This window comes from Allobosea sp. NPDC055594 (assembly GCF_053618995.1).
The window spans coordinates 82,211-99,599 of the sequence record NZ_JBSHIO010000010.1 but is presented as its reverse complement, the minus strand read 5'-3'; the positions used below and the strand labels follow the sequence as shown (position 1 = coordinate 99,599).

The window sequence follows — 17,389 nt, the reverse complement described above, 5'->3', positions numbered from 1 at the left end:
GCGGCCTAGTTCCCGCGCGGCTGTCGCCCTCCCTTGGGGGGGGGCGAACAGCGCAAGCACAGGGCCGTGCTGTGTATGGATGGGGGAGCCGCAGAAGCCGCGATTTAGTACCTGGATTTTAGATTGAACTACTGATTAATAGTCAATCGTAGATTCTCCCGGATCAATTGGCGGTGGTGGGGCGGGAGGCAGCTAATATATACTCACCCGATGGAGATTAAGTTGCCCGAACGGAACGTAGACCTTGTCAATCTGACGGCTCAGATTGTGGCGTCCTATGCCGCCAGCAACAGTGTGACTCAATCAGACCTGACAGGGTTGATTGCCAGCGTGCATTTATCGCTGACGAAGATCGGGGCCGAACCCGAGCCTCCGGTCGAAGCGCTCGTTCCCGCGGTTCCAATCAAAAAGTCGATAACGCCCGACTATATCATCTGCCTCGAAGATGGACGTAAATTTAAAACCCTCAGGCGACACCTTCGAACCGCCTACAATCTGTCGCCGGAAGAATACCGCGAAAAGTGGAGTCTTCCTGCCGACTATCCGATGGTCGCGCCAGCATATGCGGAAACCAGATCGCAGCTCGCGAAAAGCTTGGGCTTAGGCCGCAAGCCAGCGCCAGACAACGCGAAGCGCGCCCGGGGAAAAGCTTCGGCTTGATCGAGGCTAAGCCGGCGCGGCTGTCTTGGAACGCGCCGGCTGCCGCGGTTACGGTTGCCCAAGTCGGGCGGCTTGATCCCACGCCAACTGCTACACCCTCATATTTTCAATTGTGGCGGCGTGCGTGTTCGGGCGGCTCCGTTGCGCTGCCTGGGCGGTTCGGAGACTTTCGACCTCCCCCCGGGGGGCCTAGATAGGCCAGCCGGAGGCGTCGTAGCGGATGACCGTCTTGCCGTGGTCCTCGAGCTGGCCGTCGCGGTCATGATGAGGCTTACAAATCGACTCCAGATTGGCCGGGTCGAAGAACAAGGCCTCGTCACCCTTATGGGCTTTGCGATGGTGGACGACCGTAGCCTCGGTCACGATCTCGGATGCAAGGCAGCGAGCGCAAAGCGGTTCGGCAGCCAATTGAGACTCGCGCAACCGCTTCCACCGGGCCAGGCCGTACCACCTCAACCATGCCCGCTTGGTATCCGTCACCCGAGGCATCGGCGCACCTCAGCCCGCTCGGCCGTGAGCAGCCGAGCGTTGGTCGCTATGGTCGTACCATCCTGCGTCCGAAACGGCCGGTACTCGACATGATCGCCTATGGTCGGCTCGCGTTCGCCGAAACAATGGTGGTGGACAAAGAGCGGGCCGGATGTGGAGCTGATGCGGGCACCGTGCAACCCAATGGAGATAACCTCGCCGATCATCGGATGCCTCGCAGCCTAAGATCGGCTTCCATCTTCTGACGAACGCGGCGTGCAGCGTTGGATGCGTTGTTGTTGGCACTGCGCACTAGGGACGCGGTCGTCCCCGGGTAGGCAGGCAGAGGGCAGAGTGAAACTTCGTAGAGCAACACGTCTGTAATGGAGCGCACGGGCAGGCCTTCATCCGGATCTGTCCAGCTCTCGGCAAGGACGCTAAAGCCAAAGCTGCAGCCGAACACTTCGCCGCGGTCCAGTGCTGACAGAGCGGTCATCCCTGCAGGCGAACGCTCATCTAGCTCGAGCCTGAACCAAAGGCCGCGCTGGCGCTCTTCTAACTGCAGCGTGCCGGCAGAGAGGCGCCCCAGCACGGAATCCCATGTATGATTCCAGAGAGCAAGAACGTCGCCCCGGAAGTAATTCTTCTTTTTGAATGCCCCCGGAGCGACTTCTTCGTAAAAGTCGCCGCCGATCTCTTCTTTCTGGCCGAAAACAGCGGCATATCCTTCAGCGATATTGCCTGAAAATGTCGCAGCGCCGGCGCGGGTCTCAATATTTTGCAAGCTTTTCCTCCGCTCGGCGCAAGCGAGCTTCCCGGTCTGCGGTCGTTACCTTCGGCTTGCGGTTGCGGACGATCGCCCGCGCGAACTTCTTCGCGTCGAAATCGGCATGTTCGGTCGTTTTGCCAAAAAGCGTGACGCGATGAGGAAGATCGAGGCCCTTCGCGTCTGCATGTTCGATTTTAGCCATAGTATCCGGCCTCCTTCGCTTCGCGGATGAACCGATGGACATGACCGTCGCGCGCATCACCGAGGAAGCCTAGTCCCAGCGGGCCGAGCGAGGCCCACGATACGTCATGCCGTTCGAACTCATCCCGGAGATTGTCGTAGTCAGCCCGCGCAACGGACACGGCCTGCAAGGCCTCGCAGAGGGCGGCGACGCGCCGGCCGTATTCCGGGCGGGCTGCCATGCAGATCGCCTTCGACGCGCCCGTGCGCGCAACAGCGAGCCGCTGTCGAATAACCTCGAGCGCAGCGTCGATATCTGAGAGGGTTCGCTGAACCTCGGTCAGGCGACCACGCAGACCGGCTGTGGAGTCGGACGTCTCGCCGAGGAGCGCGGCAACGCCAGGGCGCATCGTGGGCGCTGGGGATTCCTCAATCTTGCGGACGAGGTCGCGCCGTTCCGCGTTCAATGTCGACTGCTGGGTCAGCAACTCCTGCCGCTTATCCACGAGAGCCGCATACTCAGGCGATGCCTCCGCCAGCGATGGGACGCGGAAAGGCTCAGCCGCCTGCTTCTTAAAAATTGCCATTGTTTACCTATGAAAAAGAGCGCGGATAGCGTCGACGAGGGCGCCGCCATTGATCGTGGTGGAACGACGATGCCCGCCCTGGCCCCAGAGTGAAGCGTTCGCCCCGGGCTCACGAAAACGTCTGACGTGGTCGCCGTCGTGGATGGCGATTTCAGGCCAGGTGCTGACGAACTCAAGCCGCATGGCAGCGACGTCGCGCTGGCTGTCGAGATCGCCCAAAGCCATCTCGGCGATGACGTCGAGGACCTCGCGAGCCGAGCGGGGAATGCTCGTCGGCCAATGTTCCGCAGTCTCGCCGTTGACCATGAGATCGACACCGAGGATGGCGCCGCCTGGCGTCAGGTCCTCTGCTCGGCGAGCGGCAGCGGGCGCTTCCCGAAGCAGCGGGTCGAACGCGATTGCGCAAAGTAGAGTCACGAAGTCGTCGATGCTGAGTTGCTGCGCTAACCCTGGCGCGCCTGCCGGGAGCAGGCCGCTGTCAATGAGTTGGCGCGAGATAGTGCGCGATCGGGCTGGGTCGAAGCCAAGACGTTGCTGCAAGGCGTCGGTCGCCTCGCGAATAGTCGCCATTGCGACCTCCAAAATTCCAAAAATGAAAGTGAATAGGCAAAAAGAAACGACCCCGCCGAAGCGAGGTCGTTGAAGTCATGGGGTCTGCTAGGAAGGCGCGTCTAATGCCGTCCTACCTAAAGGGGCGGAACCTGCGAAAAAGGGACATCAGGCCGCTAACGCTTGCTGTCTTGCACTGCACTCCTCGGCGTTTTGGTTCATCGCGCGCTCGAATTCCGCGCAAGCATCGACCAGTTTCTGTTTGCCAACTCGCTCAGCATGCTTTCCCGATTTCCCGAATAATTCGCCGATGTCTGACAGGTTCGCCGCACGCAGCCCGAAGTCCAGCACCATGACCGTTTCCGCCGACATCACCCGCAGCAGGCGCGGCAGTAAGCTCTGCGCGTCGATGGTGTCGTCTGGCGGGGTGACGTACCCCGCCGGTGGGAACTTGCCCTTGCGTCGGCGATAGCGACCGTCCGCATTCCTAGGCTCGGTACGAACGATGACCTTGTCGCTTTTCTTGGTCCGGTGCAGGATTCCGACGACGCTGCCGACACGCGCCTTCGCGCCGTGGCGCCTACCGCGGTCAATCGACTCGGTCGGGCTGAGGTTGCGGCCGATGATGGCCGCGAGATCGTCCGCCCGGTCTTCCGGATCGTCGATATCATCTTCACGTTCGGTCGGGCGCTTGACGCCGCCTATCACTTCCACGCTGTCAGCGTCCTCAACCGGCTGGGGCGCGGGAGGTGCATCGTCGTTTGCCGCACACTCGGTCTCGCCGGCAATCACTAGGGCGCCGCACCGAATGAGGCGCCCAGTCGCGTCGTACTCCAGTTGCCCATCTGCCGGAACGAGCCGCCCGCCAACCTGTTTCCAGCGAACCCCATACGAAGCCGCTAGAATAAGCGTCTCCTCTGAGAAGTCTTTCGGGAGGCTAGCCTCGGCCTTGGTCGGCGCGGCGGAGTCGCCTGGCGCCAGCATCCAGTTGCTCCCCACCGGGCCGGTCTCCAACGTCTCACGTAGCCGTTTCCAGTCCATCAGCGGGGCAAACGCTTCCTGCCAAGCCCTGTGGCGCGGGCTCGTTGAGTGAGCCCGTCGGGTCGGGGGATCGTTGTCGTTGTCGGCGTCGCAAGCGCGCAAAGATTCGAGGATGGCGCGGCGCCCTGCCGCGTCGTTCGGATCAGAGGGCGCTTGAAAGTAGGTCACGGTCATCTGCAGTCCCCATTGAGTGAAGCGCCATTGCCTGGCGTCTTAATGGTGCGGCGACGGCCCAGAGCGGGCCGGGGGTGGCGGTGTTTAAGTATTTGGTAGGTGGATAGCGGAAGCGCCAAGAATGCCGCGCACGGCTTTCTCTGCCCCTGATGTCACGGCGGGCCGAGTTGATGCCCACAAAATTTAGTCCCGGAGAGCGGAAATCGTCAAGGATTTGTGCCTGACAATGATCTGAGAACGACATCTAGTATGTAGATGTGGCTTTCGTAGGGAATTTTCAGGCGATCCGATAAACTTACTTCTACTGTAACTCCATTGCCACAGAAGACACTTTCGCTTTCCGATGACAGTAGGGTGCTGCGGCGATGGCCATCTGGTCTCGGATCTCCTTCGGCTGAGTCTCGTCGCGCATAACCGCAAGCATGAATTCGAGCGGAGTTTGGTTGCTCGGGCGGGTCGCGATCATCATGCGAGCCTTGCCGGCTGCGCCCAAACTGCCCCTCTTCCGGCCGGAGCCGGGTCTATAGCCACCTCGGACCATCGCTATTCCTTTGATTTATTTTCATACGGGTAGAAAAAAGTTGCGCGTGGATACCGGGCAGGTCTGCCGATTTCGGGCCCGCCTGGAGATGTCGCTACCCCCACTGGAACCGGCGCCTCACTTCCGCGTTCCACGCGTGGGAGGCGTAAGCATGACAAACGAGAACGCAATAGGACGCTTGTTGCGAGTCATTATCATCGTCGCCATTGGCGGCGGCATACTGCTCCCGTTGGCGATGCTTCTGTAACGCCTCGCGCGCCAGTCGCGATTTTCATGCTAGCGCAAAAGCTCGATTACCCGGCCGTTCCGGCGGGCGAGCGCTCCATGCCTACTCACCCCCAGCCGTGCGATTGCGCCAGATCAAAGCCGCGGCCCCGAACTTGCGTTTGATTTAGCCGCTATGCCTGCGCCTACCGATTTTGAAACACATCGTGTCAAATTGAATGGGGCCGGGGATGTCAAGACGAGCAATGCGACCGCGCTTCGCGGTGCTAATGGAACACGCCAGAGCCAGGCGCCGGCGGGCAAAGCCGGCCAATGAGCAGGCGGTGCAGCAACAGCACGAACCTGACGAAAGCGCTAACGATAACTTGAGCGAAGGCCAGTTGGCTGAAGCTGACTCCCTCGCGCGCTTGCGCGCGCATGAGGAATTCCTGAGTTAGCGCTAATGCGCTGGTACCCGGCCGTTCCTGTCGTGGGTGGCTGGAGAGATAGAGGCGGCCCCCGGGCGATCACAGTGGCGTGCAGCGGCCAATGGAAATCGCGGGCGTATCACTGCCTTCTTTGTCGAGAGGGTCGACATACCCAAAGTCATAGATCCTTTGGAACCGCAAAGTTGTCTTTGAGAACTCGAATTTCGTCATTCCTCGGCAGGAGAGATGATCTCCATCGAAGTCGTTCGCGCAATAAACATCAGGTCTCTTATCGCCGAGCCGGGTTACAACCCACTGGGCGCTCGGGGATATGCCTTTCTCTGATCTTTGTAAGATATATTTGTGCGTATCGACGTTAAATCGAGCTGCGTCCCAGGTCTTCTTGTACCAATCGAAAGAAAATCCTGTGGCCGCATCCGCAACGCACAGCCATTTTCCAGCTTCCTGCGAGTGTGCCGTCGTTGCGGCGAGCCCCAGTAGCAACGTAACGACGACTAGTCTCATATCACCTCCATAGTCGGACGCCCATCCCACCTTACCTATATCCTTGCCAGCGCAACAAGCAGGCTGCACCTTGGACAAGTAGCAATGGCCGGTATTCGAACTGTGGTACTGGGAGGATGCAGATGGGAAGACATGTAAGGGCATCGCGGAGGGCTGCACTAGCCGCTGCTGTGGCGCTCTTCCCGTTCGCTTCAAAGGCGCAGCTTGCCACCTTGAACCTCGATTGTGGCTGGATCGAATCCTTCGACTCAACCAAGAATGCAATGGAGCCTACGCGTGGGTCTGCGTTCTATACGATCACATTTCATTCGGATAATGCTGGCATAGCGAGGCAGCAGGGCCTGGGAGCCGAGTTCAAAGTTGCAGCCAACGATACTGAGATCAGCGGAGAAACGTCCTACTACATAGGACAGGTGTTTTTTCGCCAGCAATTCAACTTGAACCGTTACACTGGCCGGATCGAATCTAGCCTCGCTGCTAATGGGAACTCATTGACGCACTATGGGCACTGCAAAACCGTCCAGCGTCGCCAGTTCTAGATACACTCCCCTAAGACCCCTCAGAGTCCTAAGAGTTAGGAGTCTGAGGGGAGGTTTATTTAAGAAGCTACTCTGAGGGGTCTGAGGACTCTGAGGGGGGTGTATAGAGTCCGTATTTGGACTTCTCTGCCTCGCCGGCCGCGACCATTTTGCCGAGCAGGTACTGCACATTGGCGACGGGCTTGCCGATCGCCTTCGCGATTTCGCCAGGCGACTGATGACCTGCCGCCATGGCATCCATCACTGCTCGCCGTTCATCCGACCGCTTTGCGTCTGCGGCGTCGCCGATAACCGACCAACGGCCTGCATCGAAACGCAGCGCCTTTTCTATCTCCTCAATGTCGCGCCCGCGGCCATACAGCTTCGGCCCATCCGATGTGCGATTGAGAACTAAAATGCTGTCAGCGGCGCCCGTCAGGCCGTTCGTGCCGGAAATCATCTCGAGAGGGTCGTCAGCTTCCATCTTGCGAACGTGCGTGACGACGACCAGCGCGATGTTGTGCTCGCTCGCCCAGCGCTGGAGTGGTGATAGCGCTTCATAATCCGCGGCGTAGGAATCCTGCTGCCGTCCGCGTGCTGGCCGGACCATTGCAAACGTGTCGACGATCGCAAGGCGCGGATCCGCAGCGGCCGTGCGCCATGCGTCCAGGCGTTCGACGAGCCCTGCGTTGACCTTCGGCGCCTCAGTCTCGAGCGTCAGCCGACTGATGTCTGGACGATCACTTCTGGGTAGCACAACACGCAGGCGATCACGCAAACGACGCTGGTTGTCCTCGAGCGCGAAGTAGATCGCATCGCCTTGCTGGCACCGGACGCCGAGCGACATGCCGCCGCTAGCCACGGCAATGCCGAAATCGAGCGCAAGCCAGGACTTGCCGAGTTTCGGGCGTCCGCCGAGCAGGGTCAGGCCCTCTGCGATGTAGCCGGGCACAACGTAACGCACCGGCTCGAATTCCATCGCCAGGAGGCTTTCGCCGTCGATGGCGGTAGAGCGCTGGTTGTCGTTCGCGGGCTTAGGCGTGGTCGCGGGAAGCTCGATCGTGTTGCGGAGACCAAATATCTTGGCAGCGATATCGGGCCGATGGCAACGCTTGGCGTCGAGAAGCTCTCTCTCCTCGGGAGTGATAGCTTCTAGAGCCTCGGCCTCGCTTTCCAGCTCGGCGCGCTGATCATGAATAATGGCCAGGCTGGTCGCGACGTAGTCAGCAAAGATTGCTTCCCGCTGTTCCGGCGTCTCGTCTCCGCCGAAAATGAGGTGGGGGAGATCAGGCGCAGTTTCGGTCAAGGGCGTGAAGCCTCCGGTAGGCCGCTTCGGCGGCATTGTTGATCTTGGCGAAGAGGTCAGGCGAGAAGTTTGCGACCCGCTGGCCGTGGGCCGCAGGCGGCGCGGCTATGAATGTGCCGTTCGGCCTCAGTCGAAGGCGGAACCCCGAGAGCTTCATGTCGGGAAAGGACAGTGAGAAGCGCGCAACCGTGCGCGCAGTGCTGCCGCCTGGATCAGGCAGCGGCACGAAGTCGATGATCTGCATCTAGCAGTCTCCGATGTGTGATTGGTTGAAAGACGCCCGCCGCAGGGCAGGGGACGTCAGTTAGCTAAATCAATAGCTTGTCACAGAATGCGGAACTGCTCGCGCTCGGCGAAGGCCATCGCCAGGCGGCAATAGTCGATGACCGAGGACCAGGAAGAGAGCACGGGCTTCTTGACGATCTGGCCCTTCATCGCCCGCTTCAGCGAGGCCTCGACGATCTTGAGGTCGAGCGCGACGCTCTCGCCGATGCCCTTGACCTCCCGCAGCCGCGAGACGGGTGCGCCGATCACCTCGGCGAAGGAGCCGAAATGCTGGATCAGCTGCTTGGCGAGCGGCTTGACGTCGCGTTGCGGGATCGAGCGGAAGAGCAGCAGCTCGAGCAGCTCGTAATCGGGCAGGGCCCCGTCGCCGCCTTCGAGGAAGCGCTGGCGCAGCCGCTCGCGATGGCCGAGATGATGCGGGGCGGCGCTGGCGGGCGCGGCAACGGGAGCGGGACTTCCCTTGCCGCTCTCGCTCATCTGGGTGCGAGCGGGTTGTCGCGGCCGGCGGGCGAGCGCGTGAAGATCTCGCAGCCGTCTTCCGTGACGCCGACCGTATGCTCGAACTGGGCCGAGAGCGAGCGATCGCGCGTCACGGCGGTCCAGCCATCGGAGAGCACCTTCACGCTCGCCTTGCCGAGGTTGATCATCGGCTCGATAGTGAAGAGCATGCCGGGCTTGAGCTCGGCGCCTTCGCCGGCGCTGCCATAGTGCAGGATGTTCGGCGCGTCGTGAAAGACCTCGCCGAGGCCGTGGCCGCAGAAATCCCGCACCACCGAGCAGCGCTCGCCTTCGGCATAGCGCTGGATGGCGAAGCCGATATCGCCGGTGGTCGCGCCCGGGCGCACGGCGGCGATGCCGCGCAGCAGGCTCTCATAGGTGATCTCGATCAGGCGCTCGGCCTTGCGGGGTATCGCGCCGACGCCGAACATCCGGCTGGAATCGCCATGCCAGCCATCGAGGATCAGGGTGTAGTCGATGTTGACGATGTCGCCCTCGCGTAGCGGCTTGTCGTCTGGGATGCCGTGACAGACGACATGGTTGATCGAGGTGCAGATCGACTTGGTGTAGCCGCGGTAGAACAGCGTCGCCGGATAGGCGCCGTTGTCCATGGCGAACTGGAAGGCGAGATCATCGAGCCGCTGGGTCGTCACGCCGGGCCGAACCTCGTCGGCGAGCATGTCGAGCCCCTGGGCGACCAGGCGCCCGGCCTTGCGCATGCCGTGGAAAGCTTCGGCGCCGTGCAGCTTGATGACGGGCTCGCGCCTTGCGCGCGCGATCGATTCGTCGAGGGTCATGTCGAGAAGTGGCTCCTTGATGCCTTTATTTATTGGCTTTGGCGGCTGGTGCAAGCCGGACGGGCCGGGCCGCGACATCGCGGTAGTGCTGGCGCAGGGCGGATTTGCCGTGTACAGCGCGCCAATGGCACTCAATGACATGCAGTCGGGCGAGGAACAGCCCTACGGAACCTTCGCGCCGCAGGGGCTGGTTGCACGGATCATCGCGCGCACCCGGCGCGCCTCCGGCTCCTATCTCGGTCGCAAATTCGCCTTCGCGCTGCGCCGGCTCGGGCTCAAGGCGCTGAAGGGGCGGCCGGTCGACATCGAGGCGCTGGGCGCCCGGATGCGGCTCTACCCCGACGGCAATGTCTGCGAGAAGCGCGTGCTGTTCACGCCGCAATATTTCGATGCGCGGGAGCGCGAATTGCTCGCGGCCCGGATCGGCGAGGGCTTCTGTTTCATCGATATCGGCGCCAATATCGGGGCCTATTCGCTGTTCGTCGCCGCAAAAGCTGGACGCCGGGCGCGCATCCTCGCCGTCGAGCCGCAGCCGGAGATCTTCGCGCGGCTGACCTACAATATCGCCCGCAACCCCTTCGGCACGGTCAAGGCGGTGGCGTGTGCGCTTGCCGACAAGCCGGGCGAATTGACGTTGTTCCTCGACCCCGCGAACAAGGGTGAATCGAGCGTTCGCCTGCTGCGCTCGAGCACCTCGACCTCGGTACGCGTGCCGGCGACGACGCTGCTCGCGCTGATGCAGAGCGAGGGCTATGAGAAGCTCGATGCGATCAAGCTCGATGTCGAGGGGGCCGAGGACCTGATCCTGGAACCCTTCCTGAGGGATGCGCCCGAGGCGCTATGGCCAGGCTTCATCGTCATCGAGGATTCGCGCGCCCGCTGGCAGATGGATCTGCCGGCGCTGCTGGAGGCGCGGGGCTATCGCCTGCTGGCGCAGACCCGGCTCAACCTCGTCTATGAGCGCAAGGTGTCCTGATCCACCTTGCCGCGCATGACGGCTCCGCCCCGGACGGTGCTTGAGCGGCCGGGCCCGAGGCGCTTAGCTCCGTTCTGCGCAGGCGGCGTCATTCTCCGCTTCGACATTCCAGGAGCCTGCCCATGAGCGCGTCATCGAACAAGGCTTTCGAGCCGCCGGTCACCGCCGCGATCCTGGTGATCGGCGACGAGATCCTGTCGGGGCGGACCAAGGACAAGAATATCGGCTACATCGCCGAATTCCTGACCAATATCGGCATCGAGCTGCGCGAGGTCCGGGTCGTGCCTGACCTGATGGACGAAATCGTCTCGGCGCTGAACGCGATCCGCGCGCGCTACACCTATGTCTTCACCACCGGCGGCATCGGCCCGACCCATGACGACATCACTGCGGATGCCGTCGCCTGTGCCTTCGGGGTTTCGATCGACTACGATCCGCGGGCGATCGCCATGCTCGCCGAGCGTTTCCCGCCGGACCAGCTCAACGAGGCCCGCATGCGCATGACGCGCATTCCCGCCGGGGCCGAGCTGATCGCCAATTCCGTGTCGAAGGCGCCGGGCTTCCGCATCGGCAATGTCCATGTCATGGCCGGCGTGCCGGCGATCATGCAGGCCATGCTCGACGTCGTCGCGCCGACCCTGAAGACCGGGGTCAAGATCCTCTCCGAGACGGTGCGCGCGGGCTTGCGCGAAGGCGATATCGGCACGCCGCTCGCGGCCATCGCCGCTGCTCATCCCGACTGCACGATCGGCTCCTATCCGTTCTGGTCGGAGACCGGGCCGGACACCAATCTCGTGGTTCGCTCGCGCGATCCGGAGAAGCTGATGAAGGCGGTCGCTGCGGTTCAGGCGATGGTCGAGACGGAGCGTGCCCGGCTGAAGCGCTGAGCGTCGCTAAACCGTCCGGAACAATTTCCGGTTGCGCAGGGAGACCGGGGTTCCCGTCAAGGTACAGGGAGCTCTCGCGTCGGCCGCCGCGCGCTCTCGCGTGTTGTTTAAAGTCATTAAAATCTGCAATCCGCCCGCTTGATGTGCAAACGTCTTCTGGGTCGCTATTTCAATGGCGCGGTTGATTCTTGCTGGACTTTGTATTCCGTTTTGCTTTGGTTGGTTTTCGGCGTTATATTTACTTTACAATTTTAAGTACTTTTCCGATCACGATTTTGTTATTTCGTTGATTTCTAAGCTCCTTAGCTGCCCGTAAACTGTCGTCGTCTATCCTTTATTTCCGCGGATCGAGTTCCGCGGTGCTGAATGCAGGGGGATGGGCATGCGGCTAAATCCATTCACGGGCGGCGCTGCGCGCCGCGAACTCGAAGGTGAGATGGCGGCTCTCGGCCGCTCGATGGCGGTGATCACATTCAAGCTCGACGGGACCATTATCGAGGCCAACGAGAACTTCCTTGGAGCGGTCGGCTACACGTTGGAGCAGGTGCGCGGGCGGCACCACAGCATGTTCGTCAGCAAGGAAGAAGCGGCCAGCGCCGACTACAAGGCGTTCTGGGCGAAGCTGGCGGGGGGCGAGTACCAGGCCCGCCAGTTCCTGCGCGTCGCGGCCGATGGCAGCGAGCTCTGGATCGAGGCGAGCTACAACCCGGTCCTCGATGCCGGCGGCAGGCCGCTGAAGGTGATCAAGTTCGCGACGGTGATCACCGCGCAGAAGAACCGCGAGGCCGACATGGCCGGGCAGCTCGGGGCGATCCGCAAGGCGATGGCGGTGATCGAGTTCTCGCTCGACGGCACGATCCTCGACGCCAACGAAAACTTCCTTGCCGTCACCGGCTACTCGCTGGCCGAGATCAAGGGCCAGCATCACGGCATGTTCTGCGAGCCGGTCTATCGCGATTCGCCGGAATATCGCGCCTTCTGGCAGAAGCTCGGCCGCGGCGAATATGATGCCGGCCAGTATCTGCGCCTCGGCAAGGGCGGCAGGGAGGTCTGGATCCAGGCGAGCTACAATCCGATCTTCGATGCCAGGGGGCAGCCCACGAAAGTGGTGAAGTACGCCACCGACATCAGCGAGCAGAAGGCGGCGCGCCAGCTCGCCCAGGCGGTGGCGGAGGCGCAGGGCGTGATCGGGCGAGCCAAGGAGCGCGACCTGACCCAGCGCATCCCGATGGCGGGCAAGGAGGGCGAGGTCGCCGATCTCTGCAACGGCATCAACGAACTCCTCGACAATATGGCGCAGGTGATCGGTGCCGTCGGCGGCATTTCCGGGAAGGTCGCGGCCGCTGCCGACCGCATCGCCTCGGAAAGCGTCGATCTCGCCGAACGCACCGAGGCGCAGGCTTCCAGCCTGCAGCAGACGGCGGCGACCACCGAGGAACTCGCCGCCTCGATCAAGACCAGCGCCGGCAATTCGCGCCAGGCCGCGGCGCTCGGCGACGAGGCCAAGACCGTGGCCTCGCGCGGCGGCGCGATCGTCGCCGATGCGGTGACGGCAATGAGTCGGATCGAGCAGGCCTCGACCGCGATCGCCGATATCATCTCGATGATCGACGAGATCTCGTTCCAGACCAATCTGCTGGCGCTGAATGCGGCGGTGGAGGCGGCCCGCGCCGGCGATGCCGGCCGCGGCTTCGCCGTGGTCGCCTCCGAGGTCAGGGCGCTGGCCAAGCGCTCCAGCGAATCTGCCCACGGGATCAAGGAGCTGATCGGCAATTCGAGCGAGCAGGTCCGCTCCGGCGTGAAGCTGGTCCAGCAGGCCGGCAAGACGCTGGAGGAAATCGTCAACGCTGCCACCCGGGTCGCCGGCACCATCGCCGACATCTCCAGCGCCGCGGTCGAGCAGGCCAATGGCGTCGAAGAGATGGCGCGGACCGTCGCGCATATGGACGAGATGACCCAGCAGAACGCGATGATGGCCGATGCCAGCTCCCGGCTCTCGCGCGAATTGCAGGGCGAGACTCAGGCTCTGGCGGCGCTGGTCGGAGCGTTTCGGCTCGATGGGCGCGAAGCCTCGGACGCGCCCGAGAGGCTGGCCGCCGGCCTGCGTGCCATGCTCCCGGCAGCGAAGCCCGCGCCCGTCCCGGCGGGCAGGCCGCCGGTCCGCACGGCGGTGCGGGTCGGGAGCGGCGGTGCCGACGGCTGAGCCGAATTCTGACGGTCCGAAGCGGCGGGACGATCCGGCCCGGCGAGCCGGGTCGGACCATGCCGTTGCGATCACAGCGGGGAAAAGCTTCCGCTCGGCACTTGCGCGCGCCGGCCGGATGCGCTTTGCGGAAAAGCCAGCCACGCTTTCCGCAGGACCGCCCGCCATGGCCGAACCGACCGCCAACAAGGCTTTCCCCGTTTCCTGGGACCAGTTCCACCGCGACGCCCGCGCGCTCGCCTGGCGCCTGGCCGATGCCGGGCCGTTCGAGGCGATGGTCTGCATCACCCGCGGCGGGCTGGTGCCGGCGGCGATCATCTGCCGCGAGCTCGGCCTGCGCATGATCGAGACGGTCTGCGTCGCGAGCTATCACGACTACAAGAACCAGACCGAGCTCAAGGTGATGAAGGAGATCGCCCCCTCGATCCGCGCCATCGGCGACGGCAAGGGCAAGGGCGTCCTCGTCGTCGACGACCTCACCGATACCGGCAAGACCGCCCGCGTCGTGCGCGAGATGCTGCCGAACGCGCATTTCGCCACGGTCTATGCCAAGCCGGCCGGCGTGCCGGTGGTCGACACCTTCGTCACCGAGGTCAGCCAGGACACCTGGATCTATTTCCCCTGGGATATGGCCCTGTCCTATGTCGAGCCGATCGCCAAGGGTCATAAGGGCTGAGGATATGCCCTGTCGTTCCGGGGCGCTGCGTAGCGGCGAGCCCGGACCCTATGAGCGCTCCTTTTTTCGTCATGGTCGGGCCTGTCCCGACCATCCACGCCTTCAGTGGTCCAGTGTCGTGTTCAAGACGTGGATGCTCGCCACAAGGGCGAGCATGACGGGCTGAAATTGCAGGGTGTCCATGGGTTCCGGGCCCAGGCCTCCAGCCTGTCCCGGAATGACTGCGGAAGGGCCGCTCAGCGCGCGCTCGGCGCCCTGAGCGCCACGACCATGCCGGTGATGGCGATCGCCATGCCGGCGATCTCCTGCGCCGAGGCCTTCTCGCCGAGCAGGGCGGCGCTGGCGATCGCGGTGACCACCGGGACCAGCGGCAGGAACAGGGCGGCGCCGCCGGCGCCGAGCGTCGCGACCGACTGGGTGTAGAGGAACAGCGCCAGCGCCCCGACCAGAACGCCCTGGTAGACGGCCTGCAAGGCGACGGCCGAGAGCGGCGCCTGCAGCAGATTGACCGGCTGCACGAGGGCGAGCAGCGGCAGGAACGGCAGCGCCAGCAGGCAGGTCGCCATGGTGACTTCGACCGCATTGGCGCCCCAGCGTCGGCAGAGCACGCCGAAGATCGACCAGAGCAGGGCGATCAGCACGAAGAGCAGATCGCCGATCCATGCGCCTGCGCGCGTCGGCGTGTTGGCCAGCGCCTCCCGGGCGAAGACGGCGATGCCGAGCACGAGCAGGGCAAGGCCGATGAGGCGGGCCTTGCCGGCACGCTCGCCGAGCACGAACCAGGCGAGCGCGGCGGTGCAGACCGGGATCAGCCCGGGCGAGATCACCGAGGAATGCAGGGCGGGCGCGAAATGGGCGCCGCCGACCAGGATCAGGCTGTAGGCCGGGCCGACCAGCGCGGTCAGCACCAGCGCCCGCTTCCAGCCGAGCGTCCCGACCGGGAAGGGCTTCAGCCGCTTCAGCGCGAAGGGCAGCATCACCAGCGATGCCGCGAGGAAGCGCAGCATGGTGACGTCGCCGGCCGAGAGCCCGTCGGCGACGGATTGGCGCGAGACCACGGCCTGGACGCCCCAGATCACGGCGCAGAGCAGGCCGCAGGCGACGCCGAAGGCGGGCCGCGAGGTCAGGGGGATGGTCTTGGTCACGCAGCGGCTTTCGGGCGAGGAGAGCCGGCTCTATGCGCGGGGGCGGGAGGCGCTGCAAGGGCGGGCAGGCGAGGGCGCTGCTCGCTGAATGCATGGACGCAACGTCATGCGCCGCCGGCGGATGACGGGCGCGGGGAACCCTTCTCCCCTTGGGGGAGAAGGTGGCAGCGCGAAGCGCTGACGGATGAGGGAAGGATGGCGCTGCCGCAGAGGCGGCGCACCCGGTCGCGCCGCCCTCATCCCCCTGCCGGGACCTTCTCCCCCGGAGGGGAGAAGGGGGCTTACTCCACCGCCGCGACCAGCCGCTCCAGAAAACCGTCGATCGCGGCCTTGTCGATCCAGCGCAGCACGGCGACGAGCTCGTGCTCGGGGTCGATCCAGATCAGGTTGTTGCCGGCTCCTTGCGCACTGAAGGCGCTCGCCGGCAGGTTCGGGTTGACGTTCAGCCACCAGAGGAAGCCGTAATTCGCCAGGGTCGGCGAGGGCACCAGAGACTGTTCGAGCCAGGCGGAGGGTATCAGCTCGCGCCCGTCCCAGACGCCCTTCTGCGCGACGAGCTGGCCGAAGCGGGCATGGTCGCGGGCGCTGATGAACAGGCCGCCGCCCCAATGGCCGCCGCCGGGGACCGACTGCATGCGCTCACCGCCGATCTCGAGCCAGGAGGTCTCGTAGCCCTCCCAGCGCCAGCCCTGCGAGGCGCCGATCGGGTCCATGATGCGCTCGCGCAGGACCTCAGGCAGCGGCCGGCCGAAGCGGCGCAGCAGCGCGTAGCCGAGCGCGTTCACCCGGACGTCGTTGTACTCGTAGAGGCTGCCGGGCGCGCCGAGCGCGCGGCGCTGGCCCTTGCGGCTGTTGTCGGCGCCGACGCCGATCTGCCGGAAATGGTCGACCTGGTCGGACTTGCCGAAGATCTCGCCCTGCCATTCGCTGTTCATGTTGAGCAGATGGCGCCAGGTGATCTTCGCATTATGCGGGCTGGAGAAATGCGGCCCGTCGACGCTCTTGCCCACGGGCTCGTCGATATCGGCGATCAGCCCGTCGGCGACGGCAAGGCCCGCCAGCACCGAAAGATAGCTCTTGGCGATCGAGAAGGTCATGTCGGGGCGCTCGACATCGCCCCATTCGGCGGCGAGCTTGCCGCCCTTCAGGACGATGCCGGCCGGCCCGCCGCGCGGCTCGACCGGGCCGACGATCTCGGTCCAGGGACCCTTCTCGTCCCATTCGCGATTCCCGACATAGGCGCCGTCCGGATAGAACATGCTGCGCGGCCAGGGCGAGTCATGCGCCTGCGCAAAGGCGACGGCGTCCTGGAGGCGGGCGGAGGAGAGGGAGCTGGGCAAGGCGGGGACTCGTGGGAGGTGGAGGCTGGTGAGCGGGTTTAGCATTGCTGCCGGCGAGTGTCTGCCGCTGCCGGGGCGGGCTCCGAGGTGCCCAGAGGAATGCCTGCTTTGGGTCGGAAGCGGTCAATTCGTGCTGAGTTGTCATCGATTGTGTCGATGGGGGCGCCGCCCCACTCCTCGATCATCGTCTCCGCGAAGGTCGCGGGATCGAGGCGGAGTTCGCGATTGAGCGCACATGTCAGTGGCCCGCAAGCTTGCGGCAAGACTCAACCTCATCCTGAGGAGATCGCTTCGGCGGCCGTCTCGAAGGATGTTCGCGGAGGCGCTGGAACCAGCTGGAGCATCCTTCGAGACGGCCCATTCGGGCCTCCTCAGGATGAGGTCTGGAGGTTCGGGGGCCCAACCCGGTCATCCTGGACAAGCGGCGAAGCCGCGCAGCTCCGGGATCCATCGTAGGGCTCCTGAGCTCTAAGATGGATCCCGGCCCGAGCTTCGCTCGCCCAGGATGACGGGGGTGGCTGTGTGAGGTCAGCACGATCCGGACAAGCGATGTGGAATGCGATCGCTGCCGCGCCGCTGACGGGATTGCTTGCGACAGGCCGATGCTCTCGCCGGCTCGACGCCGCGAGCGT

Annotated in this window: 18 protein-coding genes; 5 read left to right on the top strand and 13 right to left on the bottom strand. The window is 63.9% G+C overall.

Features of this window, described 5'->3' with window-relative positions:
• Nucleotides 1-222: 222 nt before the first annotated feature.
• Nucleotides 223-660: a Ros/MucR family transcriptional regulator gene (locus tag ACWGRX_RS19605; protein ID WP_452118905.1), complete on the top strand. Its 438-nt coding sequence runs from the start codon at nt 223-225 to the stop codon at nt 658-660.
• 189 nt (nt 661-849) lie between these two features.
• Here ACWGRX_RS19605 and ACWGRX_RS19600 read toward each other — a convergent pair whose 3' ends face one another.
• From ACWGRX_RS19600 to map, 11 genes are all read right to left on the bottom strand, one after another.
• Nucleotides 850-1,149 (bottom strand): HNH endonuclease signature motif containing protein, encoded by a 300-nt coding sequence (locus ACWGRX_RS19600; protein ID WP_452118904.1) that lies wholly within the window; start codon nt 1,147-1,149, stop codon nt 850-852.
• 202 nt (nt 1,150-1,351) lie between these two features.
• The gene (locus ACWGRX_RS19595) at nt 1,352-1,912 is read right to left on the bottom strand and encodes an HK97 family phage prohead protease (protein WP_452118903.1); all 561 of its coding nucleotides are present in this window, start codon (nt 1,910-1,912) and stop codon (nt 1,352-1,354) included.
• Entirely contained in the window at nt 1,899-2,099 is a 201-nt protein-coding gene (locus ACWGRX_RS19590; protein ID WP_452118902.1) for a hypothetical protein, read from the bottom strand. The genes ACWGRX_RS19595 and ACWGRX_RS19590 overlap by 14 nt, the downstream gene beginning before the upstream one ends.
• On the bottom strand, nt 2,092-2,664 hold the full coding sequence (locus tag ACWGRX_RS19585; protein ID WP_452118901.1) for a hypothetical protein: 573 nt from the start codon (nt 2,662-2,664) through the stop codon (nt 2,092-2,094). Before ACWGRX_RS19585 ends, ACWGRX_RS19590 begins: the two co-directional genes overlap by 8 nt.
• 3 nt (nt 2,665-2,667) lie before the next feature.
• Entirely contained in the window at nt 2,668-3,234 is a 567-nt protein-coding gene (locus tag ACWGRX_RS19580; protein ID WP_452118900.1) for a hypothetical protein, read from the bottom strand.
• A 147-nt stretch (nt 3,235-3,381) separates the two neighbouring features.
• The gene (locus ACWGRX_RS19575) at nt 3,382-4,428 is read right to left on the bottom strand and encodes a hypothetical protein (RefSeq protein WP_452118899.1); all 1,047 of its coding nucleotides are present in this window, start codon (nt 4,426-4,428) and stop codon (nt 3,382-3,384) included.
• A 1,272-nt stretch (nt 4,429-5,700) separates the two neighbouring features.
• Nucleotides 5,701-6,126, bottom strand: coding sequence for a hypothetical protein (locus ACWGRX_RS19570; RefSeq protein ID WP_452118898.1), 426 nt, complete (start codon nt 6,124-6,126; stop codon nt 5,701-5,703).
• Nucleotides 6,127-6,732: 606 nt separating this feature from the next.
• Entirely contained in the window at nt 6,733-7,950 is a 1,218-nt protein-coding gene (locus tag ACWGRX_RS19565) for an AAA family ATPase (RefSeq protein WP_452118897.1), read from the bottom strand.
• A complete protein-coding gene (locus ACWGRX_RS19560; protein ID WP_452118896.1) occupies nt 7,931-8,194 on the bottom strand; it encodes a hypothetical protein in 264 nt (87 codons plus the stop codon). The genes ACWGRX_RS19565 and ACWGRX_RS19560 overlap by 20 nt, the downstream gene beginning before the upstream one ends.
• Before the next feature lie 80 nt (nt 8,195-8,274).
• Nucleotides 8,275-8,712: a JAB domain-containing protein gene (locus ACWGRX_RS19555; RefSeq protein ID WP_452118895.1), complete on the bottom strand. Its 438-nt coding sequence runs from the start codon at nt 8,710-8,712 to the stop codon at nt 8,275-8,277.
• Nucleotides 8,709-9,530, bottom strand: a complete 822-nt coding sequence (gene map / locus ACWGRX_RS19550) for a type I methionyl aminopeptidase (RefSeq protein WP_452118894.1) — start codon at nt 9,528-9,530, stop codon at nt 8,709-8,711. The genes ACWGRX_RS19555 and map overlap by 4 nt, the downstream gene beginning before the upstream one ends.
• A 124-nt stretch (nt 9,531-9,654) precedes the next feature.
• Here map and ACWGRX_RS19545 point away from each other — a divergent pair, with 124 nt between their 5' ends.
• The 4 genes from ACWGRX_RS19545 (at nt 9,655) to gpt (ending at nt 14,272) form a co-directional block, all read left to right on the top strand.
• On the top strand, nt 9,655-10,506 hold the full coding sequence (locus ACWGRX_RS19545) for an FkbM family methyltransferase (RefSeq protein WP_452118964.1): 852 nt from the start codon (nt 9,655-9,657) through the stop codon (nt 10,504-10,506).
• A 122-nt stretch (nt 10,507-10,628) separates the two neighbouring features.
• Nucleotides 10,629-11,393 carry a competence/damage-inducible protein A gene (locus ACWGRX_RS19540; protein WP_291640858.1) on the top strand — a complete coding sequence of 255 codons (765 nt, stop codon included), beginning with the start codon at nt 10,629-10,631 and terminating at the stop codon, nt 11,391-11,393.
• A gap of 382 nt (nt 11,394-11,775) precedes the next feature.
• The gene (locus ACWGRX_RS19535; RefSeq protein ID WP_452118893.1) at nt 11,776-13,596 is read left to right on the top strand and encodes a methyl-accepting chemotaxis protein; all 1,821 of its coding nucleotides are present in this window, start codon (nt 11,776-11,778) and stop codon (nt 13,594-13,596) included.
• Nucleotides 13,597-13,762: 166 nt separating this feature from the next.
• On the top strand, nt 13,763-14,272 hold the full coding sequence (gene gpt / locus ACWGRX_RS19530; protein ID WP_291640854.1) for a xanthine phosphoribosyltransferase: 510 nt from the start codon (nt 13,763-13,765) through the stop codon (nt 14,270-14,272).
• 236 nt (nt 14,273-14,508) lie between these two features.
• Here gpt and ACWGRX_RS19525 read toward each other — a convergent pair whose 3' ends face one another.
• Together ACWGRX_RS19525 and ACWGRX_RS19520 are read right to left on the bottom strand one after the other, a co-directional pair.
• Entirely contained in the window at nt 14,509-15,417 is a 909-nt protein-coding gene (locus ACWGRX_RS19525; RefSeq protein WP_291640852.1) for a DMT family transporter, read from the bottom strand.
• Between the two features lie 281 nt (nt 15,418-15,698).
• A complete protein-coding gene (locus ACWGRX_RS19520; protein ID WP_452118892.1) occupies nt 15,699-16,757 on the bottom strand; it encodes a serine hydrolase domain-containing protein in 1,059 nt (352 codons plus the stop codon).
• Nucleotides 16,758-17,389 lie beyond the last annotated feature (632 nt).

Coding starts and splice junctions, on each gene's coding strand:
- gpt (WP_291640854.1), top strand. CDS start 13,763: ATGGCCGAACCGACCGCCAACAAGGCTTTCCCCGTTTCCTGGGACCAG.
- ACWGRX_RS19585 (WP_452118901.1), bottom strand. CDS start 2,664: ATGGCAATTTTTAAGAAGCAGGCGGCTGAGCCTTTCCGCGTCCCATCG.
- ACWGRX_RS19555 (WP_452118895.1), bottom strand. CDS start 8,712: ATGAGCGAGAGCGGCAAGGGAAGTCCCGCTCCCGTTGCCGCGCCCGCC.
- ACWGRX_RS19575 (WP_452118899.1), bottom strand. CDS start 4,428: ATGACCGTGACCTACTTTCAAGCGCCCTCTGATCCGAACGACGCGGCA.
- ACWGRX_RS19540 (WP_291640858.1), top strand. CDS start 10,629: ATGAGCGCGTCATCGAACAAGGCTTTCGAGCCGCCGGTCACCGCCGCG.
- ACWGRX_RS19535 (WP_452118893.1), top strand. CDS start 11,776: ATGCGGCTAAATCCATTCACGGGCGGCGCTGCGCGCCGCGAACTCGAA.
- ACWGRX_RS19560 (WP_452118896.1), bottom strand. CDS start 8,194: ATGCAGATCATCGACTTCGTGCCGCTGCCTGATCCAGGCGGCAGCACT.
- ACWGRX_RS19545 (WP_452118964.1), top strand. CDS start 9,655: ATGGCACTCAATGACATGCAGTCGGGCGAGGAACAGCCCTACGGAACC.
- ACWGRX_RS19590 (WP_452118902.1), bottom strand. CDS start 2,099: ATGGCTAAAATCGAACATGCAGACGCGAAGGGCCTCGATCTTCCTCAT.
- map (WP_452118894.1), bottom strand. CDS start 9,530: ATGACCCTCGACGAATCGATCGCGCGCGCAAGGCGCGAGCCCGTCATC.
- ACWGRX_RS19600 (WP_452118904.1), bottom strand. CDS start 1,149: ATGCCTCGGGTGACGGATACCAAGCGGGCATGGTTGAGGTGGTACGGC.
- ACWGRX_RS19580 (WP_452118900.1), bottom strand. CDS start 3,234: ATGGCGACTATTCGCGAGGCGACCGACGCCTTGCAGCAACGTCTTGGC.
- ACWGRX_RS19570 (WP_452118898.1), bottom strand. CDS start 6,126: ATGAGACTAGTCGTCGTTACGTTGCTACTGGGGCTCGCCGCAACGACG.